At 46.0% G+C, this 26,262-nt stretch carries 15 protein-coding genes; 12 read left to right on the forward strand and 3 right to left on the reverse strand.

What is annotated here, in order from left to right:
- Window positions 1-7 precede the first annotated feature (7 nt).
- The 3 genes from VIG27_RS04585 to VIG27_RS04595 form a co-directional block, all read right to left on the reverse strand.
- Complete coding sequence (locus VIG27_RS04585) at window positions 8-889, reverse strand: branched-chain amino acid ABC transporter permease (RefSeq protein WP_394525709.1); 882 nt, start codon at window positions 887-889, stop codon at window positions 8-10.
- A 122-nt stretch (window positions 890-1,011) separates the two neighbouring features.
- On the reverse strand, window positions 1,012-2,193 hold the full coding sequence (locus VIG27_RS04590) for an ABC transporter substrate-binding protein (protein ID WP_394525710.1): 1,182 nt from the start codon (window positions 2,191-2,193) through the stop codon (window positions 1,012-1,014).
- 208 nt (window positions 2,194-2,401) lie between these two features.
- Window positions 2,402-4,003: a CTP synthase gene (locus tag VIG27_RS04595; RefSeq protein ID WP_394525711.1), complete on the reverse strand. Its 1,602-nt coding sequence runs from the start codon at window positions 4,001-4,003 to the stop codon at window positions 2,402-2,404.
- Between the two features lie 373 nt (window positions 4,004-4,376).
- Here VIG27_RS04595 and VIG27_RS04600 point away from each other — a divergent pair, with 373 nt between their 5' ends.
- The 12 genes from VIG27_RS04600 to uvrA all read left to right on the forward strand — a co-directional run bounded on the left by VIG27_RS04600 (window position 4,377) and on the right by uvrA (window position 26,186).
- Window positions 4,377-6,863 carry a right-handed parallel beta-helix repeat-containing protein gene (locus VIG27_RS04600; RefSeq protein ID WP_394525712.1) on the forward strand — a complete coding sequence of 829 codons (2,487 nt, stop codon included), beginning with the start codon at window positions 4,377-4,379 and terminating at the stop codon, window positions 6,861-6,863.
- A complete protein-coding gene (locus tag VIG27_RS04605; RefSeq protein WP_394525713.1) occupies window positions 6,793-7,710 on the forward strand; it encodes a hypothetical protein in 918 nt (305 codons plus the stop codon). Before VIG27_RS04600 ends, VIG27_RS04605 begins: the two co-directional genes overlap by 71 nt.
- Before the next feature lie 359 nt (window positions 7,711-8,069).
- A complete protein-coding gene (locus tag VIG27_RS04610; RefSeq protein WP_394525714.1) occupies window positions 8,070-9,329 on the forward strand; it encodes a BMP family ABC transporter substrate-binding protein in 1,260 nt (419 codons plus the stop codon).
- 87 nt (window positions 9,330-9,416) lie between these two features.
- Window positions 9,417-10,940, forward strand: a complete 1,524-nt coding sequence (locus VIG27_RS04615) for an ABC transporter ATP-binding protein (RefSeq protein WP_394525715.1) — start codon at window positions 9,417-9,419, stop codon at window positions 10,938-10,940.
- Between the two features lie 2 nt (window positions 10,941-10,942).
- On the forward strand, window positions 10,943-12,043 hold the full coding sequence (locus VIG27_RS04620) for an ABC transporter permease (protein WP_394525716.1): 1,101 nt from the start codon (window positions 10,943-10,945) through the stop codon (window positions 12,041-12,043).
- 16 nt (window positions 12,044-12,059) lie between these two features.
- Window positions 12,060-13,040, forward strand: coding sequence for an ABC transporter permease (locus tag VIG27_RS04625; RefSeq protein ID WP_394525717.1), 981 nt, complete (start codon window positions 12,060-12,062; stop codon window positions 13,038-13,040).
- 139 nt (window positions 13,041-13,179) lie between these two features.
- Entirely contained in the window at window positions 13,180-15,150 is a 1,971-nt protein-coding gene (ftsH, locus tag VIG27_RS04630) for an ATP-dependent zinc metalloprotease FtsH (protein WP_394525718.1), read from the forward strand.
- Between the two features lie 201 nt (window positions 15,151-15,351).
- Window positions 15,352-17,475 carry a methyl-accepting chemotaxis protein gene (locus VIG27_RS04635; protein WP_394525719.1) on the forward strand — a complete coding sequence of 708 codons (2,124 nt, stop codon included), beginning with the start codon at window positions 15,352-15,354 and terminating at the stop codon, window positions 17,473-17,475.
- Between the two features lie 221 nt (window positions 17,476-17,696).
- Window positions 17,697-19,058 (forward strand): Wadjet anti-phage system protein JetA family protein, encoded by a 1,362-nt coding sequence (locus VIG27_RS04640; protein WP_394525720.1) that lies wholly within the window; start codon window positions 17,697-17,699, stop codon window positions 19,056-19,058.
- Window positions 19,055-19,705, forward strand: coding sequence for a DUF4194 domain-containing protein (locus VIG27_RS04645; protein WP_394525721.1), 651 nt, complete (start codon window positions 19,055-19,057; stop codon window positions 19,703-19,705). The genes VIG27_RS04640 and VIG27_RS04645 overlap by 4 nt, the downstream gene beginning before the upstream one ends.
- Window positions 19,686-23,051 (forward strand): ATP-binding protein, encoded by a 3,366-nt coding sequence (locus tag VIG27_RS04650; RefSeq protein ID WP_394525722.1) that lies wholly within the window; start codon window positions 19,686-19,688, stop codon window positions 23,049-23,051. The genes VIG27_RS04645 and VIG27_RS04650 overlap by 20 nt, the downstream gene beginning before the upstream one ends.
- A 309-nt stretch (window positions 23,052-23,360) precedes the next feature.
- Window positions 23,361-26,186, forward strand: a complete 2,826-nt coding sequence (gene uvrA, locus VIG27_RS04655) for an excinuclease ABC subunit UvrA (protein WP_394525723.1) — start codon at window positions 23,361-23,363, stop codon at window positions 26,184-26,186.
- Window positions 26,187-26,262 lie beyond the last annotated feature (76 nt).

A 26,262-nucleotide genomic window follows, 5' to 3' on the forward strand; every position in this document is an offset into this window, starting at 1 on the left:
AAGCACCTCACACTTTATCGGTTGTTTTCTCGCCGAACAATCCCGTAGGTTTGATCAGGAGAATGGCAATGAGCAGAATAAAGGTAAATGCATCACTGAAGGTGGAATAGCCCATGGCAACCAGGGCGGTTTCACCCAGTCCAAGGATAAATCCCCCGATGACCGCACCCGGTATGCTGCCGATTCCGCCGAATACAGCTGCTACGAAGCATTTTAAGCCCGGCAGGGAGCCGGAGAAGGGAAATACGGTCATACGGTCTGTAAAATAAAGTACAGAGCCGACTGCCGCAAGCAGAGAGCCAACAGCAAAGGTAAAGGTGATGATGCGGTTGATCTTGATTCCCATCAAAGAGGCAGTATCGTAATCCTTAGCCACAGCGCGCATTGCCATACCGATTTTTGTCTTATTGATCAAAATCATGAGCACATAAACAATGAAAAGGGTAAGGACCGGCGTCAGGAAGGTAACAAAGGAGGCGGAGAGTCCGCCGATCTGATAGATCTTCTTTAGACCGGGAAGCTCCGGATATCCCTTTGGCAGGGCAGTGAACAGATATGTAGCCAGATTCTGCAAAAGATAGGATACACCGATGGCAGAGATCATGACAGACATTCTGGGGGCGGTACGAAGAGGGCGGTACGCGATCCGTTCAATGGACACGCCCAAAACCACCGTTACGAGTAACACCAGTGGAATGGAGATAAACCATGGAAAACTTGCCATAGCAAATATCATAAAATAGCCGGCCATCATGAAAATATCTCCGTGAGCGAAATTGATCAGGCGAAGGATTCCATAAACCAGCGTATAGCCAATGGCGATGAGGGCATAAGCACCGCCTAAGGAAATTCCGGTCAGACATTGCTGTAAAAAGGTTGAAAGACTCATGTGGCAAAAAGCCTCCTATCTGTAAAGTATATGGGATAAGTACCTGTTACAAATGGAACGAGTGGGGAAGAAAGTGCGTCCCCACTCATTCGGTGATGATTGCTTAATTGCGGTTTATTTGATTATTTTACCGTAGTAGTTGTCAGGAATTTAAAATTGCCGTCTTTCACGGTTTTGATAAATGCCATATCCTTTTTTGCATCTCCATTTTCATCAAAAGAGATGGTGCCGGTAACGCCGTCAATGGTAACTCCCTTTAATGCGTCTTTGATGGCGGTTCCGTCGGCAGAGCCAGCCGTTTCAATTGCTTTTAATGCGCATAAATAAGCGTCATAGCCAAGTGCGGATACTGCCGGAATGATCTCATCTTGTTTCTGCTCTTTTAAATAGGTTTTAAATCCGGAGACAAAGCTGGCGGCTTCATCACTGGCTGGTGCTGCTTCATCAAAGAAGGTGGAGAGAACAATTCCCTCAGCGGAAGCTCCGGCATTTTCAATGATGGTTGAATTCTCCCAGGTATCGCCGGCAGCGATGGTTGCGGTAATCCCAAGCTCACGGGCCTGCTTGATGATCAGGGGAGCCGTGGTAATGGAAGACGGTGCAAAGATGATATCAGGGTTCTGGGCCTTGATGTTGGTTAAGATGGCCTTAAAGTCTGTCTGGTTAGTCTGGAACTGTTCTTCACTGACGACAGATCCGCCTAAGCCGGTGAAGGCTGTCTTAAAGAAGGAACCAAGTCCGGAGGAGTAGTCATCGCCAAGCTGGGTGATGATGGCTGCTTTTTTTGCCCCGTTGTCATTTGCATAGTTTGCCATAACGGTTCCCTGGAACGGGTCCAGGAAGCATACGCGGAAATAGTAATCATTGCCCTGGGTTACCTGGGGATTGGTACAGGAAGCACCGATGGCAGGGATCTTTGCATCTGCAAAAATCTGTCCGGCAGCGATGGAAACACCGGAGCCGTAGCTTCCAAGAACAACGGATACCTTTTCGCTTACAAGCTTCTGTGCAGCGTTGACCGCTTCTGTTTTATCGGATTTATTATCTACTTCTACTAATTCCACTTTATACTCATCTTCTCCGATCTTAACCGTCGGGTGTGTTTGGTTGGCGTAACGTATTCCCAGCACTTCCTGCATGCCGCCGCCTCCGTTTTCGCCTGTGGTCGGTTCAAATACCCCAATTTTGATAACCTTTTCGCCGCTTTTTGAAGATGATGAAGAACCTGAGTTACTGCAGCCGGCAATGAGACTGGTGCTCATGCATGCCGCGAGAGTGAGTGCAAATACTTTTTTTAATTTCATAACATATCCTCCTTTATGTGTATCTCCTGTAAATACAACTGTCTTTCCTGTGGACACACGTTGCATTATATTATAGCAGAAGATGAAAAAAGTGCAAGAAAAAATGAAAAGAAAATAATAATTTAAAGTGAAATCCTCTTTTCCCATCAAAAAAGGAGCCAGGTTCTTTTGCAAGAACCCGAACTCCTTCGTTCTAAAAAATCTTATTTTATTTGTTTTCAACAGCCGCCTTGATGAAATCACGGAACAGGGGATGAGGTCTGTTTGGGCGTGATTTAAATTCCGGATGGGCCTGAGTTGCGATAAACCATGGATGAGACGGGATTTCCACCATTTCTACAATCCGTCCGTCGGGAGAGATTCCGGAAAGCTTCATACCGGCTTTCACCAAATCTTCCCGATAGTCATTGTTTACCTCATAACGGTGTCTGTGGCGTTCATGGATCAGCTCCTCCCCGTACACCTCATAGGATTTGGAGGACTTGTCCAGGACGCATGGATAGGAACCGAGACGGAGGGTTCCGCCGATGTCCTCCACATCGTTTTGATCCGGCATCAAATGAATGACAGGGTGCGTGGTCTGTTCATCCAGTTCGACGGTATGAGCATCGGAAAAGCCCACTACATGGCGGGCAAATTCCACAATGGCCATCTGCATGCCAAGGCATATGCCAAGGAACGGAATATGATGTTCACGGGCATATCGAATGGAAGAGATTTTTCCTTCAAATCCCCGGCTTCCAAAGCCTCCCGGAACCAGAATTCCATTTACATCATGGAAATATTCTTCTGCGTTTTCATCGGTAACCAGTTCAGAATCTACCCATTTGATAGTTACATCTGCCCGGTTATAAACACCGCCGTGTTTCAATGCTTCCACAACGGAAATGTATGCATCATGAAGCTGAATGTATTTTCCTACCAGAGCAATGGTCACTTCTTTTTCCGGATGCTTCCAGTTGTCGATCATGGCAGCCCATTCGGTCAAATCCGGTGCTGGACAGGGGAGTTTTAAACTTTCACAGGCAACCTGAGCTAAGTTTTCCTGTTCCATTACAAGCGGAAGTTCATATAGTACATCAACATCCAGGTTCTCAATTACATGGGTTTTGGGAACATTGCAGAATTGTGCGATCTTGCTTCGGATTCCGTCATCAAGGGGCAGTTCGGAACGGCATACGATGATGTCGGGCTGGATTCCCATTCCCTGTAAGTCTTTTACACTGGACTGGGTCGGTTTGGTTTTCAGTTCTCCTGAAACTTTCAGATATGGAACCAGGGTCACGTGAATGAGAATCGCATTTTCGTGGCCTACTTCATGTTGGAATTGTCGGATCGCCTCTAAGAAAGGCTGGCTTTCGATATCGCCTACCGTTCCGCCGACTTCGATAATGGCAATCTCTGTTTCAGAGGAATTGTGGTTGCGGTGAAAGCGGCTTTTTATTTCGTCGGTAATATGAGGGATAACCTGTACGGTGCCTCCCCCAAAGTCCCCGCGGCGTTCCCGGGTCAGTACGGTCCAATAGACCTTTCCGGTTGTGACATTGGAATTCTTTGTCAGGCTTTCATCAATAAAACGTTCGTAGTGACCAAGGTCAAGGTCTGTTTCCACTCCATCTTCCGTGACGAAAACTTCTCCATGCTGAACCGGATTCATGGTACCTGGATCGATATTGATATAAGGATCGAATTTTTGCATGGTGACTTTATAGCCTCTGGCTTTTAACAGTCGTCCAAGTGATGCTGCGGTAATACCTTTGCCAAGACCGGACACAACACCTCCGGTGACAAATACGTATTTCACTGACATAACAGTGTAACCTCCTTCTGTGGTGATGGTATGGGGATGTTTTCAAAAATAGAATTATACATCTAAATCAAAAAAAAATCCAGTCTTTTTAAAAAAAACTAAGATAGTAAAGTATAACCAAGTTTATAGTCATATTGCATAAATATAAATGGCGAAAATTGGAAAAAATATGCAAATGATATACTTGCAAGAGGGTAATTGGCTATGTTGTATTGAAAAAATAATTTACGTGTGATAATATAGTATATGTTGTACAGTGTAAGCGCTTACATTGGGTTTTATAGAAAATGCCTGGTATTTGTCCTGGCATATTAAGGTTATTCCATTTTACAAAATTGTATTTTGATATTATTTTTAGAATGAGGGGGATATCATGAAAAAAGGATATTTGACTAAAGTTTTGTCTTTTTGCTGTCTGTGCGGAATTTCGCTCGTTACGGCAGGAAGCGCGGCATGGGCTTCTGCTCCGAAGAATTCGGAGACGGATGGAGAAAGGGTGTGGAAATTTGCATATTTCGGAACGTCAACGAGTGGAAGTGTAAATACCATTAAGGAAGGCAGTTCCATTGATAGTACTGTAAGTCTTACCTCCTGTACCGTAAAGGCAGACGGGAGTATTGATAAGAAGGGAGGCAAGTTCGTATCTACCGACGGATATGACGGAATTTCCTATTATTATACAAGCATTGATCCGGAAAAGGAAAATTTCTCTTTAAAAGCAGACGTGACCGTTGATTATATTAATCCATCTCCGGACGGACAGGAAGGATTTGCTTTATTGGCCAGAGACAGCATCGGAGAGAATAAGGTCAGTGATAAGGCATTTTATACCAATTCCATGGCAGCCATCGGAACAAAGCTTAGTTATAAGACAGAAGATGGCGAGACAAAAAGCCTGAAAGACGGATTGGGATTCCGGTTCTTTTCCGGGATCAGTTCCACGGAAAAGGCTCCCGAGAAGAATAGTTTTACCGTTCAGGATGGGGTATTTGATTCCTCCATACTGATCAAGAAAAATGAAACCTATACCATGATATTAAAGCGCACCAATACAGGATATCATGCTTCCTATATTAATAAAAAGGGTGAGAAGATGGAGGAGGTCTACTATCTGGACGGTAAAGAAGACCCCCTTTGCAAAATTGATAAGGATAAGATTTATGTAGGTCTGGCCGCAGCCAGAGGATGCAATGTAACCTTTTCAAACATAGAATTTTCTGTAACTGACAGAAAAACTGATCCTCCTGCAATTCCTCGTCCAATCACCTATGTGGAGCCGGATTATGAGATCATATCTGCCTCCAGTTCTGCAACAGGCAGATATCAGGCGGTATTCAAGGCCAACGCAGATGGCTGGGTAACTCCAAAGTTAAATGGATTATCCATGCAGTCTATGAAGGTGAAGGCAGGACAGGAAGTGGTACAGCCCCTTTATCTTAACAAAGGAGAGAACCAGGTAACTATGGTTTTCACTCCGCAAGGATCGTTTCAGCCTGCCTCCTATACGAAATTAAGTTCTTACAGTACACAGTCTGTTACAAAAACAGTTATATACAAGTCCTATCCGGAATCCGTCATTTATGTTTCTCCGGAAGGAACGGCGGACGGAGACGGAAGCAAGGCTTCTCCGATTCCCCTTGAAGAAGCGGTGAAATATGCGATGCCTGGGCAAAGCATATATCTTGCACCTGGCACCTATTACCTTTCCGGCCTTAACATGGAACGGGGCATTGACGGTACGGCAGACCAGATGATTCGTATGGAAACTGACCCTTCGGAACATGGCCGTGCGGTTTTTGATTTCCAGAGAAAGGGTACCGGTGTTCAGCTTTGGGGAAGCTACTGGCATTTAAAAAATATTGATATTACCAATACAAAAGACTTAAAAGCAGGACTTCAGGTAGCAGGAAGCCATAATACCATTGATCAGGTAAATGCTTATAACAACGGAAACACAGGAATCCAGATCAGTGGAACATCGGAGGAACCGTTTGAAAAATGGCCTTCCAATAACCTGATCTTAAACTGCAGTTCCTATAACAATTCAGATGCTGCAATGGAAGATGCGGACGGGTTCGCAGCAAAGCTGACCTGCGGGGAAGGAAATGTATTCGATGGCTGTATCGCAAGCTATAATGCCGATGACGGCTGGGACTTCTTTGCAAAAGTAGGAACCGGTACCATTGGTTCCGTCACCATTCAGAATTGTGTTGCATACAAAAACGGCTATATCATCAGAGACGGCCAGATTATTGATGCAGGAAACGGAAATGGGTTCAAAATGGGAGGATCCGGCCTGCCCGGTCATCATGTGCTGAAAAACAGCATTTCCTATGAAAATAAAGCCAAGGGAATTGATTCCAACTCCTGCCCGGACATTGAAGTTTACCGTTCCATTTCCTACAATAATGAGGGACCGAATGTAGCTTTGTACAGCAATAAGGGAATCCCAACTGCATTTAAGGCGGACGGACTGATTTCTTACAGGGATAAATATCTTGATGTGGAAGAAAAAATTGATTTAAACGGTCAGGATGCCTCGGAGATTTACACCGATAACAATTATTTTTATCATGGGGGAAAATCGGTGAACAGCAAAGGAGAAGCAATCAGCGCCTCCATGTTTGAAAGTCTTGATACCAAAAGGATACCGGAGCGTCTGGAGGATGGCTCCATCGATATGAAAGGACTTCTTACACTGACCGCCCTTGCTCCTCAGTATGCAGGCGCAAGAAAAGGCGGAACACCGGAACGGCCTGTGGTATGGGTCGTGGGAGATTCAACAGTCAGTGCCTTCCAGGATGATTACTATTATCCCCGGCACCAGCTCCTTAAGCTTTGTTTCCACGGAACAATATAAAACGCTGTTAAACGGCATGAAATCCGGTGATTTTCTTATCATTGGATTTGGCCACAATGACGAAAAGACAGAAGCAGAGCGGTATACAAATCCAAACGGAGGAATCGGTGACGCAGGGTCTTTTAAGAATTCCCTTTACACAAGGTATATTAAGAAAGCCCAGGATGCCGGAGCCACTCCGATTCTGTGCACGCCCATAGTCAGAAGAAATAAAGATAATAAGTATGACGGTCCCAGCGGCCACATTACCTCTGATCAGGTAACGGATCAGGGAACATATCCCGGCGGTGATTACGCACAGTCTATCCGTGATCTGGGTGCTGAGACAGGAGTAACCGTGGTGGACTTAACGGCAAGAACCAGGGCAATCTATGAGCAGCTTGGTGCAGAAGGGGTAAAAGACCGCCATGCGTGGACTTCCTCCAAAGAAATCAGCATTGATGATACACACACCAATCTTTACGGAGCTGCCTGCAATGCCTGGCTGGTGGCGGATGAACTGATGAAGAGCGGCAATCCGTTAAAGAATTTTATCAGACCGGGTGCTGCTGCCCCCAAAAGCCAGATGCTTACGGTCAACCCTCAGTATAAGGAACGGGTCTATGTTAGACCTTCCGGTGTCAGTGCTCTCTGGCCGGTCATTGATCCGTGGAAGGGAACTGTGTTTGGCAACGCAGGAGGAGACGGAAGCATTAATAAAGATAATTTTGCACTGGAAGCCGGGGAAAACGGAAGCATCCGCATAAGGGCAGGTGTTTTCACTTCCAATAAAGCCGGAAAAGGAGTTGGTAAGATTTCTTCATTAAAGCAGACAGGAAGGAGAGCTTCCTGTCTGCTTTTTGCGTGAAGCCTGGTCTCAGCCCCCAAAAACTTTTTTTTTGACGGTCTGAGAGACATCGCGGGCTGCTTTGACAGAGACACACATCTGGCTTGTTAAAGGTGAAAATTCTGACAATAAAGAGAGCCATGACTCTGTAAAAAATTTGACATAATCTTCACTTATCAATAATAATTAAGTGTGCTTATGAGCAAAATAAATAGTACAGAAAATGACACAATTCGTATTGACAAGCCTTAAAAGAATGTTATACTGGGTAATGTAAATTTTACATTTCATAAGGGTTGACAAATGCGTCAGATATGCAGAGACAGTATCTGACGCTTTTTTAAAATCAACCCATGCACATGATCGAGGAGGATTAGGTTATGAAATCAAAGAAGTTGGTTGGTCTGGCTTTGGCAGGTATTATGGCTCTGTCATTAACAGCCTGCGGTAGCTCCGGTTCCCCATCCGCCACTGGTTCAAAGAACACAGAAAAGCAGGCAACAGAAGCTGGAAGCACAGAGTCTGCCGTTCCCAAAGGTCCGATTGCAAAAGAGGACATTAAGGTGGGCTTTATTTATATCGGTGATGAGAATGAAAGCTATACGGCCGCTCATTACAACGGTGCTCTGGAAATGAAGAAAGCCCTCGGCTTATCCGATGACCAGATCATTGTAAAGTGGAATGTGCCGGAAGATGAAACCGCAAAAGATGCAGCCATGGATTTAGCGGATCAGGGCTGTAACATTATCTTTGCCAACAGCTTTGGCTACGAATCCTATATTATAGAAGCAGCCAAGGAATATCCGGAGGTGCAGTTTTGCCATGCCACCGGCTATCAGGCGAAAACAAGCGGCTTAAGCAATATGCACAACTATTTTACCAATGTTTTTGAATCACGTTATGTATCCGGTGTGGTGGCAGGTCTGAAGTTAAATCAGATGATTGAAGAAGGCAAGGTTAAAGAGGATGCAGTTAAGATCGGTTATGTGGGTGCTTATCCATATGCAGAAGTGATCAGCGGCTATACCTCCTTCTTCCTGGGAGTGCGTTCCGTATGTCCACAGGCCACAATGGAAGTAAAATACACCAACAGCTGGGGAAGCTTTGATCTTGAAAAAGAAGCTGCCGATGCTCTGATTTCCGGCGGCTGTGTTCTGATCAGCCAGCATGCCGATACCACCGGTGCTCCTGTTGCCTGTGAAGCGGCTGGTGTTCCGGACGTAGGCTATAATATTTCCATGCTGGCAACTGCACCTAAGACAGCACTCACCTCCGCGTCTATCAACTGGGCTCCCTATGTCACTTATGCGGTACAGAGCGTCATTGACGGCAAGGCCATTGACACAGACTGGTGCCAGGGGTACAAAGACGGAGCAGTTTCTATCACAGAACTTAATAAGGATGTGGTGGCTCCGGGAACGGAGGAAAAGGTAAAAGAAGTGGAAGATGCGATCAAAGCTGGAACGCTTCACGTATTTGATACCTCTACTTTTACGGTAGGCGGCAAAAAGCTGGAAACCTACAAAAAAGATGGAAGTGATGTGGAATATATCTCTGACGGATATTTCCATGAGTCTGAATACGGTTCTGCACCGGCATTTGATATATTGATTGATGGAATTACAACCATTGATAATTAAATGCTCAGACGGAAATGAGTCAGACTTAAAAGCGGCGCCAGATACTTTGGCCCCGCTTTTTGCTATTAAAGAAACGGAGGTTCCCCGGTGAACGAAAATTATGCCATTGAACTGAAAAATATCACCAAACGGTTTGGCAAAGTAATTGCCAACGACAAAGTCTCCATGTCTGTAAAAAGAGGAGAAATCCTTTCCATTCTGGGTGAAAACGGAAGCGGAAAAACCACGCTCATGAATATGATATCAGGAATCTATTACCCGGATGAAGGACAGATTGCTGTGAACGGAAAAGAAGTGTCCATACGGTCCCCTAAGGATTCCTTTGATCTGGGGATTGGTATGATTCACCAGCACTTTAAGCTTGTGGACGTATTTACGGCTGCGGAAAACATCATTCTCGGTCTGCCGGGCAAGGAACTGCTTGACCGAAAGGCAGTGACCGAAAAGATAAACGGACTTACGGCAAAATATGGATTTGATTTAGACCCGGAACAGAAAATTTACACCATGTCTGTTTCCCAGAAACAGACGGTCGAAATCGTAAAGCTCTTATACCGCGGGGTGGACATCTTGATCTTGGACGAACCTACCGCTGTTTTGACTCCCCAGGAAGCGGACCGCTTGTTTGCAGTGCTCCGCAACATGAGAAAAGCAGGCCATTCCATTATAATAATCACACATAAGCTCCATGAGGTTCTCACCTTATCTGACCGGGTATCAGTCCTTCGGAAAGGCCGGTACATCGGAACCATAGAAACAAAGGAAGCGACGGAAGAAACCCTGACAGAGATGATGGTAGGGAAAAAGGTGGACTTGAATATCGAACGTCCTGATCCGGTTTCTCCTGAAAAACGTCTGGTGGTAAGCGGTCTTAGCTGTGTCAGCAAGGAGGGAGTAAAGACTCTTGAGAATGCTTCATTTACCGCAAACAGCGGGGAGATCTTAGGAATTGCCGGTGTGGCAGGAAGCGGACAGAGAGAGCTGTTAGAGGCCATTGCAGGGCTAATCCCTTCTTCCTCCGGTTCTGCCGTATACTATCCGCCGGAGGGAGGAGAGAAGGAACTGACCGAAATGAGTGCCGCCGAAATTGCAAAGGCGGGAGTCCGGCTTTCCTTTGTTCCGGAGGACCGTCTGGGCATGGGGCTTGTAGGAACCATGGATTTAACGGACAATGTCATGCTGAGAAGCTACAAAAAAGGACGCTCCTTTTTTGCAGACCGCAGATCACCGAAAGCTCTGGCGGAGCAGCTGATTCACGAGCTTGGAATCGCTGCCCCGGGAACCTCGATTCCTGTCAGAAAGCTATCCGGCGGCAATGTACAAAAGGTGTTAGTAGGACGTGAGATCGCTTCGGCGCCAGCGGTGCTTCTGGTGGCATATCCGGTCCGCGGTCTGGACATCCATTCCTCCCATACCATCTATCACCTGCTCAATGAACAGAAAAAAAAGGGAACCGCCGTTGTTTGCGTGGGAGAGGATCTGGATGTACTGATGGAGCTGTGTGACCGAATTCTCGTGATGTGCGGCGGCACGGTCAGCGGGATCGTAGACGGAAGAACAGCAACAAAAGAAGAAATCGGAAAGCTGATGATGAAAACAGGAGGAATTTAAAAATGATGAAGGGAAGAGAGCCGCTTTTCCAAATGACAAAGCGGGAATCCATGGAACCTTGGAGGGCATGGGCGATCCGTCTGATTGCAGTTTTTCTGTCTCTGGTCGTATGCGCACTGGTGATTGTGGCACTGACAGGACTTAATCCTCTGGAAGTATATAAAGGAATCGTGGAGGGTGCCATCGGTACCAAAAGGAGAATCTGGATGACCATCCGTGATACTCTGGTCCTCCTTTGTATTGCAGTGGGGATCACACCGGCATTTAAAATGAGATTCTGGAATATCGGGGCAGAAGGACAGGTGCTGATCGGTGGGGTTACCTCTGCGGCCATGATGATTTATTTTGGCAATACCCTTCCTCCTCTGGTTTTATTTCCTCTGATGTTTTTAGGAAGTGCTGTGGCAGCCATGATCTGGGCTTCCATTCCTGCATTTTTTAAAGCATACTGGGACACCAACGAAACCTTGTTTACCCTGATGATGAATTATGTAGCCATGCAGGTGATCACCTTTGGAATCATTTTCTGGGAGAATCCCAAAGGTTCCAATTCCGTGGGGACCATCAATTCTGCAACCAAGGGCGGCTGGCTCCCCAAGCTATTCGGCTTGGAATACGGCTGGAACCTGGTCATTGTTTTAGGACTGACCATTGCCATGTTCTTCTATTTAAAACACAGCAAACAGGGATATGAGATCTCCGTTGTGGGAGAGAGCGGAAATACCGCCCGTTACGCAGGAATAAATGTGAAAAAAGTCATTATGCGTACGGTGGCGATTTCCGGTGCTTTATGCGGCATTGCAGGTTTCATTATTGTAAGCGGTGCCAGCCATACCATCTCCACCAGTACCGCAGGCGGGCGTGGTTTTACAGCGATTATTGTTTCCTGGCTCAGTAAATTCAACACCTTTGCCATGATTTTGGTTTCATTTTTCCTTGTATTCATGCAAAAAGGGGCCGGTCAGATTGCTTCCCAGTTCAATTTAAATGAAAATGCCTCTGATGTTATTACAGGTATCATCCTGTTCTTTATTCTGGGCTGTGAATTCTTTATTGACTATCAAGTGAGATTCCGGGGCGGGAAACGTCCATCGGCAGAATAGGGAGGAGTGAACCATCATGGAATTTTTGGTAATATTTATTCAAAAAGTCATTGGTCAGGGAATTGGTATCCTGTACGGAGCACTGGGAGAGATCCTGACAGAAAAATCCGGTAATTTAAATTTGGGAATTCCGGGCATGATGTATATGGGAGGCATTGCCGGACTGATCGGTGCATTTTTATATGAAAATTCTGCTGCAGATCCAAATGGGCTCATCGGGATTCTTATTTCCTTTTTCTTTGCTTTTTTCTGCGCTGCCTTTGGAGGATTGATCTACAGCATTCTCACCATAACCTTAAAGGCCAATCAGAATGTGACCGGACTGGCACTGACGACCTTTGGCGTGGGCTTTGGTAATTTTTTCGGAGGTTCTTTATCAAAGCTTGCAGGCGGTGTGGGACAGATTTCCGTTGCTGTGACAGGAGAAGCATTTAAAACACCGATTCCCGGACTGTCAAAGCTGGGGTTTCTTGGGGAAGCCCTGTTTTCCTACGGTTTTCTGACTTATCTTGGAATTATCCTGGCAATTGCACTCAGCTTTTTCTTAAACAGGACCAGAAAAGGTCTGAACTTAAGAGCCGTTGGAGAAAGTCCTGCAACCGCAGACGCAGCCGGAATCCATGTAACCGCCTATAAATATCTGGCTACCTGTATCGGCGGAGGTTTGAGCGGGCTTGGCGGCCTGTATTTTGTCATGGAATACTCCGGCGGTACCTGGACGAACAATGGGTTTGGAGACAGAGGCTGGCTGGCCATTGCCCTGGTGATATTTGCGCTCTGGAAACCGGTAGGTGCCATCTGGGGTTCTCTGCTGTTTGGCGGCCTGTACATTCTTTATTTATATATCCCCGGCTTGAGCCGCGGAACCCAGGAAATATTCAAGGCCCTTCCTTATGTCGTAACTATTATTGTTTTAATTATTTCCAGTTTAAGGAAGAAAAGAGAACACCAGCCGCCGGAAAGTCTCGGTCAGGCTTATTTCCGGGAAGAACGGTAAATACATTTATGAGAAATAAAACCAGTCCGGCTGTTTATAAGGATTTTATAATTCTTTTCTTGATTTATGGGGAGACTGACACTATAATGATAGAGATATAGAATGGGTAGAAACTATCCGGATTGGAGACTTTACACAGATGGATAACAAGAATCAGAATAAGATGCCGAAAAACGCTCAGGCAATCGTCGTATGGGTCACTACGTTTCTGATTGCGGTGGCAGGGATCTCTTATCTGCACAATGCAATTACCACCAGGACCAATAAAGAACTGAGTTATGACACCTTTATGAATATGGTCGATGACAAGCAGGTTGAATCGGTTCATGTAGATGATACGAAGATTATCATCAATCCGAAGAAGACCTGGGAAGGATATAAACCAGGAGTTTCTTATTATACGGTGCGTATGGATAATGATTTAAACCTTGCGGAACGTCTTCGTGATGCAGGTGTGGAGACCGTCAGAACCCGCCGGGACAGTAATTTCTTTATACAGACCATTGTCAGCTATCTGCTTTTGTTCGCTGCCATGGGATTTTTGCTGAATTTCATGATGCGCCGGGTAGGCGGAGGCGGACTGATGGGGGTTGGAAAGACCAACGCCAAGGTCTATGTGCAAAAGGAGACTGGAATCACCTTTAAGGATGTGGCAGGTGAGGACGAGGCCAAGGAATCCCTAACTGAGATTGTTGACTTCCTTCACAATCCTGGTAAATATACAAAGATCGGAGCCAAGCTTCCCAAAGGAGCCCTGCTCGTAGGACCTCCAGGAACCGGAAAGACGCTTCTGGCCAAAGCAGTTGCCGGAGAAGCTCATGTTCCTTTTTATTCTCTGTCCGGTTCTGATTTTGTAGAGATGTTCGTAGGTGTAGGTGCATCACGTGTCCGTGATCTTTTTAAGCAGGCCCAGGAATCTGCGCCTTGTATTATATTTATTGATGAGGTGGATGCCATCGGAAAAAGCCGTGATTCCAGATTCGGAGGCGGCAACGATGAAAGAGAACAGACCTTAAACCAGCTGCTTTCTGAAATGGATGGATTTGATTCCTCCAAGGGACTTTTAGTTCTTGCGGCAACCAACCGTCCGGAGATTTTAGACCCGGCCCTGCTGCGTCCGGGACGTTTTGACCGCCGGATCATTGTGGATAAGCCTGATTTAAAGGGGCGTGTGGATATTTTAAAGGTTCATGCAAGAGATGTACTCCTTGATGACAGCGTTGATTTGGATGCCATTGCTCTTGCAACATCGGGAGCCGTTGGTTCTGATTTAGCCAATATGATCAACGAAGCTGCCATTTTAGCGGTAAAGAACGGCCGTCATGCCGTTTCCCAAAAGGATCTTTTTGAAGCAGTGGAAGTGGTTTTAGTCGGAAAAGAGAAGAAGGACCGGGTACTCAACAAAGAGGAGCGCCGGATCGTATCTTATCATGAGGTCGGCCATGCATTGGTCAGCGCCCTTCAAAAGGATGCGGAGCCGGTACAGAAGATCACCATTGTTCCAAGAACCATGGGAGCCTTGGGGTATGTGATGCAGGTGCCTGAGGAAGAGAAGTTCCTCAATTCCAAGAAAGAGCTGCACGCCATGTTAGTCGGTTATCTTGCCGGACGCGCAGCGGAGGAGATCGTATTTGATTCCATTACCACAGGTGCTGCCAATGACATTGAACAGGCCACCAAGGTAGCACGTGCCATGATCACCCAGTACGGCATGTCTGAGAAATTTGGTCTTATCGGTCTGGCCGCCAAGGAAGACCAGTACTTAAGCGGACGGACGGTCATGAACTGTGCGGAAGCCACTTCTTCCCAGGTAGACGAAGAAGTTATGAGAATGTTAAAGGAGGCTTATGAAGAAGCCAAGAGCCTGCTCATGGATAACCGTGATGTCATGGATAAGATTGCGGAATTCTTAATCGAAAGAGAAACCATTACCGGTAAGGAATTTATGAAGATCTTCCGGGAAGCAAAAGGAATTCCGGAGCCGGATAAAGAAATTGAGGAATCGGAGAACGAAGACAAATCGGAAGAGTCTGACGGCCTTACGGACTGGTCAGTGGAAAAAGAAGATACAAAAGAAGAAGATTCTTCAAATGGAACTATAAAAAATTAAAGAAAGAGACCGTTGTCAGCTTGTGCCGCAGCGGTCTTTTTTTTGATTTATTTTCAAAAACTAAGAGAATAAAAACAAAATTTCAACAAAATTTCAACAGTAATTTACAGTATTTGACAATTATCTAATAAGTGTTATATAATTCATTTAAACCAAATATGAATAATTTTTTGCTATGCAAAAAAAGGGAGGGATATGGCTATGGTGGAAAAGTTTCGGGTATTTCGTAAGGATTTAAGTAAGTCAGAGAAAGGCCAGGATTCAACAGGAAGGAAAAGGTCGATTAAAAAGACTTTATTAATAGGAATTATTAGTCTTTCCGTCTCGATTTCCGTTCTTTTTGGATCGGTCAATGGGTTTTTATTTTATCACAATACGTTAGATAATACCAATTTGAGGCTCATGGAGTCTGCGGAAAGCTACAGTCAGGTGGTTGAGAATGCCATAGGAATCTATAAGACAAAGATTGAGTCGGTTGCTCAGAATATTACATCTGCCGGACAGAATAAAGAGGTTCTGGATAAGATGGCAGAGCAATACGGATTTGTGGCTTTGAATCTCATCGACTCCAACGGGAAAGCCACCACTGGGACCGATGTGAGCAAACAGGATTATTTTGTCCATGCAATGAATGGAGAGACCTACATTTCATCTACCATCAAAAGTGAAAAACTGGGAAAGACCATTCTGGTGATTGCAGCCAAGGTCAATAACGGACGTTTTAACGGGGTTGTGGCTGGTGCTGTTGATGCGGATGCCTTCAGCCGTATGATCGACGGAGTATCCGTTGGGGAATCAGGCTATGGATTTATCGTGGATAAAGCCGGCAAGGTGATCGCGCATAAGAACAGAGAGACCGTGGAAAAGGAAACCAATTATATTGAGCTTGGGAAAAACGATAAGGCATATTCCGTACTTTCCGCCAATATTAAGGATATGATTGCAGGAAATACGGGAATCAGGGAATCCACCTTCAAGGGGAAGGTTTTGATTATGGGATATACGCCCATTAAAAACACGGATGGCTGGTCCATTGCAATTGTATCCGATAAATCGGAGATGATGTCAGCGTTCTACCGTTCCCTTGGAATCACCGCAGGATTGACGTTTCTGATGATCGCACTGTCGTTCCTGTTTGCATTCCGGATTGCCTCCCCTATCGTAACTCCAATCATTCATCTGGTAAAACGGATCGAGTCTTTGGCAGAGGGAGACTTACATACCGAAGTACCCCAGGTGAATTCCGGGGATGAGCTTGAGGTCCTTTCCCGGTCATTTACAGGTACGGTGGAGACACTTAATCATTATGTCAAAGAGATTTCCCAGGTTTTAAGCAGTTTGGAACATGGGGACTGCACCGTTACGACAACCCAGGATTATAAGGGGGATTTTGTACAGATCAAGGATTCCTTAAACCGGATCACTTTAAACTTAAATTCCGTATTTACTAAGATCAAAGAATCTGCGGAGCGGGTTGCGGATGGGTCAAGGCAGATATCAGATGCGTCCCAGGCACTTGCGGCAGGAGCTACCGAGCAGGCGGCTACCGTAGAGGAACTCAGTTCTTCCGTATCAAACGTATCCAACCGTGCCCAGGAGAATGCAGAGAATGTCAAGAAGGCCACAGACTATGTAAAAAAGGCAGGACAGGGAATGAACGAGGGCAATGTCCATATGGCAAAGCTTGATGAATCCATGAAGGAGATTGGGCACGCTTCCGAGAAAATTTCAAGCATTACCAAGGTGATTGAAGACATTGCGTTCCAGACAAATATCCTGGCTTTAAACGCGGCCGTAGAATCTGCCAGAGCCGGTGAAGCCGGTAAGGGATTCGCAGTGGTAGCGGATGAGGTGCGTAATCTGGCAGGTAAATCCGCAGAGGCAGCCAAGCAGACGGCAGAGCTGATCGGCCAGTCCGTACAAACCGTTTCAGAGGGCGGAAGGATTGCTAATGAAACGACCCGTATATTAAAAGAGGTGGGAGAACAGGCCGCGCTGGTGGAACAGGCCATTCAGGAGATCGCCATTGCTTCTTATGAACAGGTGGAGGCCATTGATGAGATTAACCAGGGCTTGAATCAGGTATCCACAGTGGTCCAGACCAATGCGGCTACGGCGGAAGAAAGCTCTGCTTCCAGCGAAGAGTTAGATGCTCAGGCTCAGTTATTAAAAGAGGAAGTGGAACGTTTCAGACTTCAGGATACCGGCACTTCAGCCGTAATGGAGTACGGTTCTTCTGAGACAGGAGATACTGCAGCCGGCGATTCTTCCAAGGATACATATCGGGAGGAAGAGACGGCGGAGCACCGCTTCTCAAAATATTAAGCCAACAGCTTTCTGCACGGATTTGTCCCTGCAGAAAGCTGTTTTTGCATAAGGACTGGAAAAAACACAAGGGTCATAATGTTATTGTAAGAAATGGAGATTTTTGCTATAATATAAAAAGAAGCCTTAATAAAGACATAACGGCTGTCATGAACCTGTGATAGCCGTTTCTTTTTGTCCGTTTTTTAAGAAAAACGGCTGGGAGAGGAAGCGAAAGAATTATGATACTGATGAATGAAATACCGGACCGTTTCTGGGGATTGTTCCGCTCCGTCAACCGGTCCACTTACATAGAAGCTTTGCTCAGGATCAATGAGGAATACGAATACAGCAACTACTTTCTAAGCAGAGAGGTCTGTCTTCAGGTGTTGGATGAATATTTTCTTCAAAAGCGTTTTGTAATCTGGCAGGATGAGCTGGAGGACGAGTCCGATGAGACAGAGCCGCCGGCATCCAGAGTGTTAAACTGGCTTTTAAGAGCCGGATGGCTTCGTAAAGTCGATGACTATGCCTCCATGACGGTCCATATTGTAATCCCTGATTATGCGGCTGTTATGATCGAGGCATTTTTTAAGCTTACCACAGACGAAGAAGATGAGACCCAGATTTATATCCAAAATATTTACGCCATATTATTTTCTCTGAAAAATGATAAAAGAGCCAATATCAGTCTTTTAAATACCGCCTGTGTCAATACCAGGCGGCTCAATAAGACGCTTCAGGACATGCTTCACAACATGGATAAGTTCTTTGCCAGTCTGCTGGAGAAAAAGGAATATGGGGAGCTTTTAAAAGACCATTTGGAAGGGTATGTGGAGGAGATCGTAAAAAAGAAATACCACATTTTAAAAACCTCAGATAATTTCTATTTGTATAAGAATGATATTAAACGGTGGATCAGTGCCATGCGGGAGGATGTCAAGTGGATGGAGGAAATGAGCATTCGCAGCCGGAATAAGGTGACTGCCGCGGAGGTTTCAGAGAAGCTGGATCAGATTGAGCGGGGCTTTGATGACATTGAGCACCGGATCGCCAATATGGACAAGGAGCATTCGAGGTATATCCGGGCAACCGTCACAAGACTGAATTATCTTCTAAACCAGGAGGATAACATGAAAGGTCTGGTCATCCGCCTTTTGAATCACCTTTCCGAAGCAGAGGATCAGGAGGCAGCGATAGGTGAGGCGGGCAGTCTGATGAACCTATCCCAGGTATCCATACTATCGGAGCATGCTCTCTATAAAAAGAGAAAGCCAAGGTCTGTCTTTCAAGAAACGCTGGTTCCGGATGAGGCGTCCGAAGAGCTGTCCGCAGAGGAGATTTTAAACTTAAACCGTTTAAAGAACCGTTACAGCAGGAAAGAGATCGAAGCCTACCTGGAAGAGCATATGGAAAATGGCCGCATGGAGGTGACGGAGCATACGGTAAAGACAGCGGAGGATTTTGAAATGCTGATACTGGCCTATGATTATTCTACCAGACAAAAAAGCATTTACCAGGTGAAAGACCCGGACCCGGAAATGATAGACAATGGAAGATACCGCTATCCCAGGCTGGTGTTTGTAAGGAGGAAAGAATCATGACATACGAAGAAACCACTGGCACCATGGGCCAGATTCCATATTATGATGCCTTGAGCCAGGAGGAGAAAAAAGAAGTCACTGACGGCTTAAAGATACTCCTGCGCCAGACCTTTGTGCTGGAGCATAAGTACGAGAAACGTACCGGACGCTTCGCCTATAATCCGGAATTTAGAATCTGCAACAAGCATCTGGAATTTATCCGCACCTACCTTGCGGTAATCGGTGTGACTGTATTGGAAAACAGCCAGCTTGGGATCATTTACCTTCAGGGAGAGACTACCATGGGAGACAAGCTCCCGAAGCTGGCCACCCTCTATCTTCTTGTGTTAAAGCTGATTTATGACGAGCAGATGGCTGAAGTGTCCACCAGCGTCAATGTGTATACCACGTTAAGTGAAATCCACGAAAAGCTGGGAGGCTACCGGCTCTTTAAAAAACAGCCTGCTGCTACGGAAATCAGGCGGACCATCGCATTGTTAAAGAAATATCAAATTTTGGAGCCCTTGGAGCTTTTGGAGGATTTAGAAGGAGACAGCCGGCTGATCATTTATCCCTGCATCAATGTAGTGCTTTTTGGGGATGATGTCCGGGGCCTGTTAGAATCATTTGAGGAAGGAGATGACAGCGATGACGAACCAGAAATTTGAGGCTCTTTCCAGAATACTGTTAAACAACTGGCATTATATTAACCGGAAAACCCTATCCTTTCATAAGGAGATCAATTTCTTTACGGGACATTCCGGCAGCGGAAAATCCACGGTAATTGATGCCATGCAGATTCTTCTCTATGCCAACACCGACGGACGCGGATTCTTTAATAAGGCAGCTGCCGATGATTCGGACCGGAATCTCATTGAGTATCTGCGAGGCATGGTCAACATTGGAGAGAACAATGAATTCGCCTATTTAAGGAATCAAAATTTTTCCACTACCATTGTACTTGAACTGGAACGGACGGATACCAAGACGTTTCAGTGCATTGGCGTAGTATTTGATGTGGATACCTCCACCAATGAAATATCCAGGAAATTCTTCTGGCACAAAGGCCCCTTATGGGACAATGGATACCGGACTTCTGACCGTGCCATGACCATGGAAGAAATTACAGCCGCCCTTCGGGCCAACTATTCCAAAGAGGAGTATTTTGCAACCTCCCATAATGAACGGTTCCGCAGACAGCTCTACGATGTGTATCTTGGTGGTCTGGATTCGGAGAAATTCCCTCTTCTGTTCAAACGGGCCATTCCCTTCCGGATGAACATTAAGCTGGAGGATTTTGTGAAAGAATACATCTGCATGGAACAAGACATTCATATCGAGGATATGCAGGAAAGTGTCATGCAGTACGGACGTATGCGCAAGAAGATCGAGGATACTTCCATTGAGATCGGCATTTTAAAGGATTTATCTGATAAATTTGAGACGGTACAGCGTCTGGAAAAGGAAATTCATAAAAATATGTATTTCTTCCGCAAAGCGGAGATCCTGGATTACCAGGTCAGGATACAGGCGCTGACGGATAAGATCCGGCTCGCCAAAGAGGATTACCTCCGTCAGGAGGAACAGAAAACGGGTCTGGAGGGCCAGATCCATAATTTGACGGTTCAGGGAGAGGAGCTGTTAAGGCAGATTTCCTCCACCGGATATGAAGATTTAAAGAATCAGTTAAGTTCTACGGAGGAACTGATAAATCATTTGAATAAAAGTGCTGTCAAGTGGTCTCAGGCATCAGAAAGGCTTGGGCAGTGGATAGAAGAAGAAACCACCTCAAACCAGACCATCTGGGACATTGAAGCATTCCAGGAAAATACTGTGGATGAGGAGACTCTGGTCCGTCTGAAACAGTCCATTTTAGAGCTGCAAAAGGAGACGGAAGAAACGAAGAGGGAAGCGGAGGCCGCCCTTCGCGATATCCGCAAAAAGGAACGTCAGACCACCGAGGAGCTGGCCCAGCTGAAAGCAGGAAATAAGGCATATCCCAAGTACCTGGAACGGGCAAGAGCCATCCTTCAAAAGCGACTTCTGGAGGAAACGGGCAAGGTGGTGGAAGTCCATGTGCTGGCGGATCTTTTAGACATCCGCGATGAGACCTGGAGAAATGCAGCAGAAGGCTATCTGGGCAACAATAAGCTGTCTCTGGTAGTGCCTCCGGCCTATGCCAAAGCAGCAATGGCTGTTTACGAGGAACTGGACCGGAACGAATATTATAATGTAGCGGTTCTGGACACGGAAAAAGCCTCTCAAACGGCCAGCGAAGTGGTAGCTGGTGCCTTATCGGAAGAAGTTATCGCCGGTGAAGCCTATCTGCAGCCATACATCGACCTTCTTTTGGGAAGGGTAGTAAAATGCCGGGACCTTGATGAACTGCGCCAATGCCGCATCGGAGTGACTCCGGATTGTATGCTTTACCATACCTTCCGGCTCCAGCGCATGAACCCGGACAATTACACCAAGTTTGCTTATATCGGCAAGGACAGTGTCCGCAGAAGAATCCGCCTTCTGGAAAAGAATCTGCAAGCCCTGGCTGAGGAGAAAAAGCCTCAGGAGGCCATTTTAAAGGAATGCCAGAGAATTCTTTCCATGGAGGGACTGGCAGAGGATACCGGAGTTTATTTAGAGTGGCAGCAGGATATGGCTGCTTTAAAGCAAAAAGAAAAAGAGAAAAAGAAGCTGGAACAAAAGCTAGAGAAATTAAAGGCCCGGAATGTCAGTGAATGGGAAAAGGAGCGGGAGGCCGTCCTGACCCTTTGCGAAGGAAAAAGGGCAGAGCAACGGGCTGTGGACCGTCTGATGTTTGAATGCAATGGCAGAATCGAAGGCTTTCAGAAGGAGATTTTGCAGCTGCAGGAGGAACTGGTTATAAAGACGAAGGCTCTGGAACCGGAGGAAGAACTGGAGGCAGAAGGCAGACAGTACTTTAAAACGGAGGAACTGCCAAGATATGACCGGATGAAGGATAAATTCTTTGCAACTGCGAAGAAAACGGAGGAAGCCAGGGACGAAGCATTCCGTGTGCTCGTGGCAGCCAGAGGAGAGTATGCCAGGAAGTACCCCAACCGGAACTGTTCTTTAACGGCAAAGGATAATCAGGAGTACGACCGTCTGCTGGAAATCATGGAATGCGGAAATTTAGAGGAATATAAGAAGATGGCAGCAGAGCAGGCCAAGTCAGCGGTGCTTCATTTCAAAGATGACTTCATGTTCAAGATTCGGAGTGCCATAAGAGATGCCCTGCAGCGCAGGGATGAGCTGAACCGCATCATCAGCCGTCTGGATTTCGGCAAGGATAAATACCAGTTTGTCATTGGAAAAAATAAAGGTCCTGACGGAAGATATTACGATATGTTCATGGATGATTCCCTGGAAGTCAATCCATCCCAGCTTACGGATTCCGTGGATGACCAGATGAATCTGTTTACCATGGAACATGAAAACCAATATGGGGAGATCATCAACGATCTGATCAATATTTTTATCCCCCCTGACAATGCCACGCCTGAACAAATGGAAGAAGCCAAACGGAATATGGACCGGTATGCGGATTACCGCACGTATTTGTCCTTTGACATGCAGCAGCTGATTCAGAATGAGGATGAGGTCATTAAAATCCGTTTAAGTAAAATGCTTAAGAAAAATTCCGGAGGAGAGGGGCAGAACCCCCTTTACGTAGCGCTTCTGGCAAGCTTTGCACAGGCGTACCGTATCAGTTTATCTCCGAAGATACAGAGAAATCCGACCATACGTCTGGTGGTGCTTGATGAGGCGTTTTCCAAGATGGATGCGGAAAAGGTGGCAAGCTGCATTGAACTGATCCGTGGACTTGGTTTTCAGGCAATTATCAGCGCCACCAACGATAAGATCCAGAATTACGTGGAAAATGTGGATAAGACCTTTGTGTTCGCCAATCCAAATAAGAAATCCATTTCCATTCAGGAATTTGAAAGAGAGAGTTTCCCGGATTTGATGCGGGAACTGGATGAAGAGGATTCTTAACATAGTTACACTTATGAATTTGACAGATTTATAACTGTTTTATTATGAATGGATGCGATTTCATAATTTCTTCTGCCTGGTTTCAGGTATATAATGAACAAGGTGTGTATTTTTTGATGTCGGAGCGTCTGAAGGTTTACTCTTATTGGGGTAAATAATAGGATTAACTGATATCGAACAAATGTTTGCAATCCGAAATAAAATGTGTTATAATTGGGAAAATCGGTTGTTATTAATGAGAAATGGGACCGGAAGGCCCCTATTCCCAAGCAGTGATATCAGGATATCAGTTTATTACAGGAGTACATTATGGCAAAACAGTATATTAAGATAAGAGGTGCCAACGAGCACAACTTAAAGAACGTTTCCGTGGATATTCCAAGGAATGAGCTGGTTGTTTTAACCGGCTTGAGCGGATCGGGAAAATCTTCCCTGGCTTTTGATACGATTTATGCAGAAGGGCAGAGGCGGTATATGGAATCTCTGTCCTCTTATGCCCGGCAGTTCTTAGGACAGATGGAAAAGCCGGATGTGGAGAACATTGAAGGGCTTTCCCCGGCTATTTCCATTGACCAGAAGTCCACCAACCGCAATCCCCGTTCTACCGTAGGAACGGTTACCGAGATTTATGACTATATGAGACTTCTCTATGCCAGAATCGGAATTCCCCACTGTCCCAAGTGCGGCAGGGAGATCCGCAGGCAGACCGTAGACCAGATGGTGGATCAGATTATGGAACTGCCGGAGAGAACCAAGATCCAGCTTCTTGCCCCTGTGGTAAGAGGAAGAAAAGGCGAGCATGCAAAGGTATTGGAAAGTTCCAGAAAAAGCGGTTATGTAAGAGTACGCATTGATGGAAATCTTTATGAGCTTTCCGAAGAAATCAAACTGGATAAGAATATCAAGCACAACATTGAAGTGGTCGTGGACCGTTTGTCCATACGGGAAGGAATAGAGAAACGTTTGACGGATTCTATTGAGACGGTGATGGAACTGGCGGACGGATTGATGGTGGTTGACGTAATTGACGGAACCCCCATTAATTTCAGCCAGAGCTTTTCCTGCCCGGACTGCGGCATCAGCATTGATGAGGTGGAGCCAAGAAGCTTCTCGTTCAACAATCCGTTTGGAGCCTGCCCGGATTGCTTCGGACTTGGCTACAAGATGGAATTTGATGAAGATCTGATGATCCCGGATAAGAGTCTGAGCATTGATGAAGGGGCCATTGTAGTAATGGGGTGGCAGTCCTGTACGGACAAAGGAAGCTATACCAGGGCCATCCTGGAAGCTCTTTCTAAGGAATATAATTTCCGTTTGGACACTCCTTTTGAAGACTATCCCAAGGAAGTCCATGATGTTCTCATCTATGGAACCAACGGAAAAGAAGTTAAGGTTTATTATAAGGGACAGCGTGGAGAGGGAATTTATGATGTGGCATTTGAAGGGCTGATCCAGAATGTGTCCAGAAGATACCGGGAGACGTATTCCGAGGCTTCCAAGGCGGAGTATGAAACCTTTATGCGCATCACTCCATGCCCTACCTGCGGCGGCATGAGACTGAAAAAGGAGTCTCTGGCAGTTACGGTTGGCGGTAAGAATATTTACGAGGCCACCAATATGTCCATTGTCCGTTCCCGTGAATTTATTGACGGACTGGAGCTTACCCCTATGCAACATGCCATTGGTGACCAGATCCTTAAAGAGATCCGGGCCAGGATTTCATTCCTGATTGATGTAGGACTTGACTATCTGACCTTGAGCCGTTCCACCAGTACTCTTTCCGGAGGAGAGGCCCAGAGAATCCGTCTGGCGACCCAGATCGGGTCCGGCCTTGTAGGGGTTGCTTATATTTTGGACGAGCCGAGTATCGGCCTTCACCAGAGAGACAATGATAAGCTGCTAAAGACCCTTTTGCATCTCCGTGACCTTGGCAACAGCGTACTTGTGGTAGAACATGATGAAGATACCATGATGGCCGCTGATTACATCGTGGATATCGGTCCTGGAGCCGGAGAACACGGCGGTACGGTAGTGGCAGTTGGGAATGCAAAGCAGATCATGAAGAATAAGAAATCCGTAACAGGAGCTTATTTAAGCGGACGCATTAAAATCCCGGTCCCCAGGGAGCGGAGACAGCCGACCGGCTTTTTAAAGGTCAAAGGAGCTTCGGAGAACAACTTAAAGAACATTGATGTAGAGTTCCCACTAGGCGTGATGACTTGTGTAACAGGTGTATCCGGTTCGGGAAAGAGTTCCCTGGTCAATGAGATTCTTTACAAATCTTTGGCCAAGAAGCTGAACCGGGCAAGAACCGTTCCCGGCAAGCATCAATCGCTGGAAGGCGTTGAACAGCTGGATAAGATCATAGCCATAGACCAGTCACCCATTGGGCGGACCCCAAGATCCAACCCGGCCACCTATACCGGTGTATTTGATCTGATCCGTGATCTGTTTGCCTCCACCCCGGATTCCAAAGCAAAGGGATATTCCAAGGGACGTTTCAGTTTTAATGTAAAAGGCGGACGATGTGAAGCGTGCAGCGGTGACGGTATCATCAAGATCGAGATGCATTTTCTTCCTGATGTCTACGTTCCCTGTGAAGTCTGCGGAGGAAAACGCTATAACCGCGAGACCCTTGATGTAAAGTACAAAGGCAAAAGTATCTATGATGTATTAAACATGACCGTGGAAGAAGCTGTGAAATTCTTTGAGAATGTACCTTCTATTGCAAGGAAGATTTCCACGCTTAACGAGGTAGGACTTTCCTATGTCAAGCTGGGTCAGCCCTCCACAGAACTATCGGGCGGAGAAGCCCAGAGAATCAAGCTGGCTACGGAATTAAGCAAACGTGGAACGGGTAAGACGATCTATATTCTGGACGAACCGACCACAGGGCTTCATTTTGCGGATGTCCACAAGCTGATTGAGATTCTGCGGAAGCTGTCTGACGGCGGCAATACGGTGGTAGTCATTGAACATAATCTGGAAGTAATAAAAACCGCCGATTACATCATTGATATTGGTCCTGAAGGCGGGGACAAAGGCGGTACCGTAATCGCACAGGGCACGCCGGAAGAGGTGGCTCAGTGTCCTGGTTCCTATACAGGACATTATATAAAAAAGTATTTGGAGTAAATCTTAAAAATCCATGTTTTAACGGAAGTTATTTAAAATACCGGAGATTCCGCATTTCAAAAAAGCTGCTGTTTTT

It is taken from the genome of Lacrimispora sinapis, assembly GCF_043633585.1.
Classification (GTDB): domain Bacteria; phylum Bacillota; class Clostridia; order Lachnospirales; family Lachnospiraceae; genus Lacrimispora; species Lacrimispora sinapis.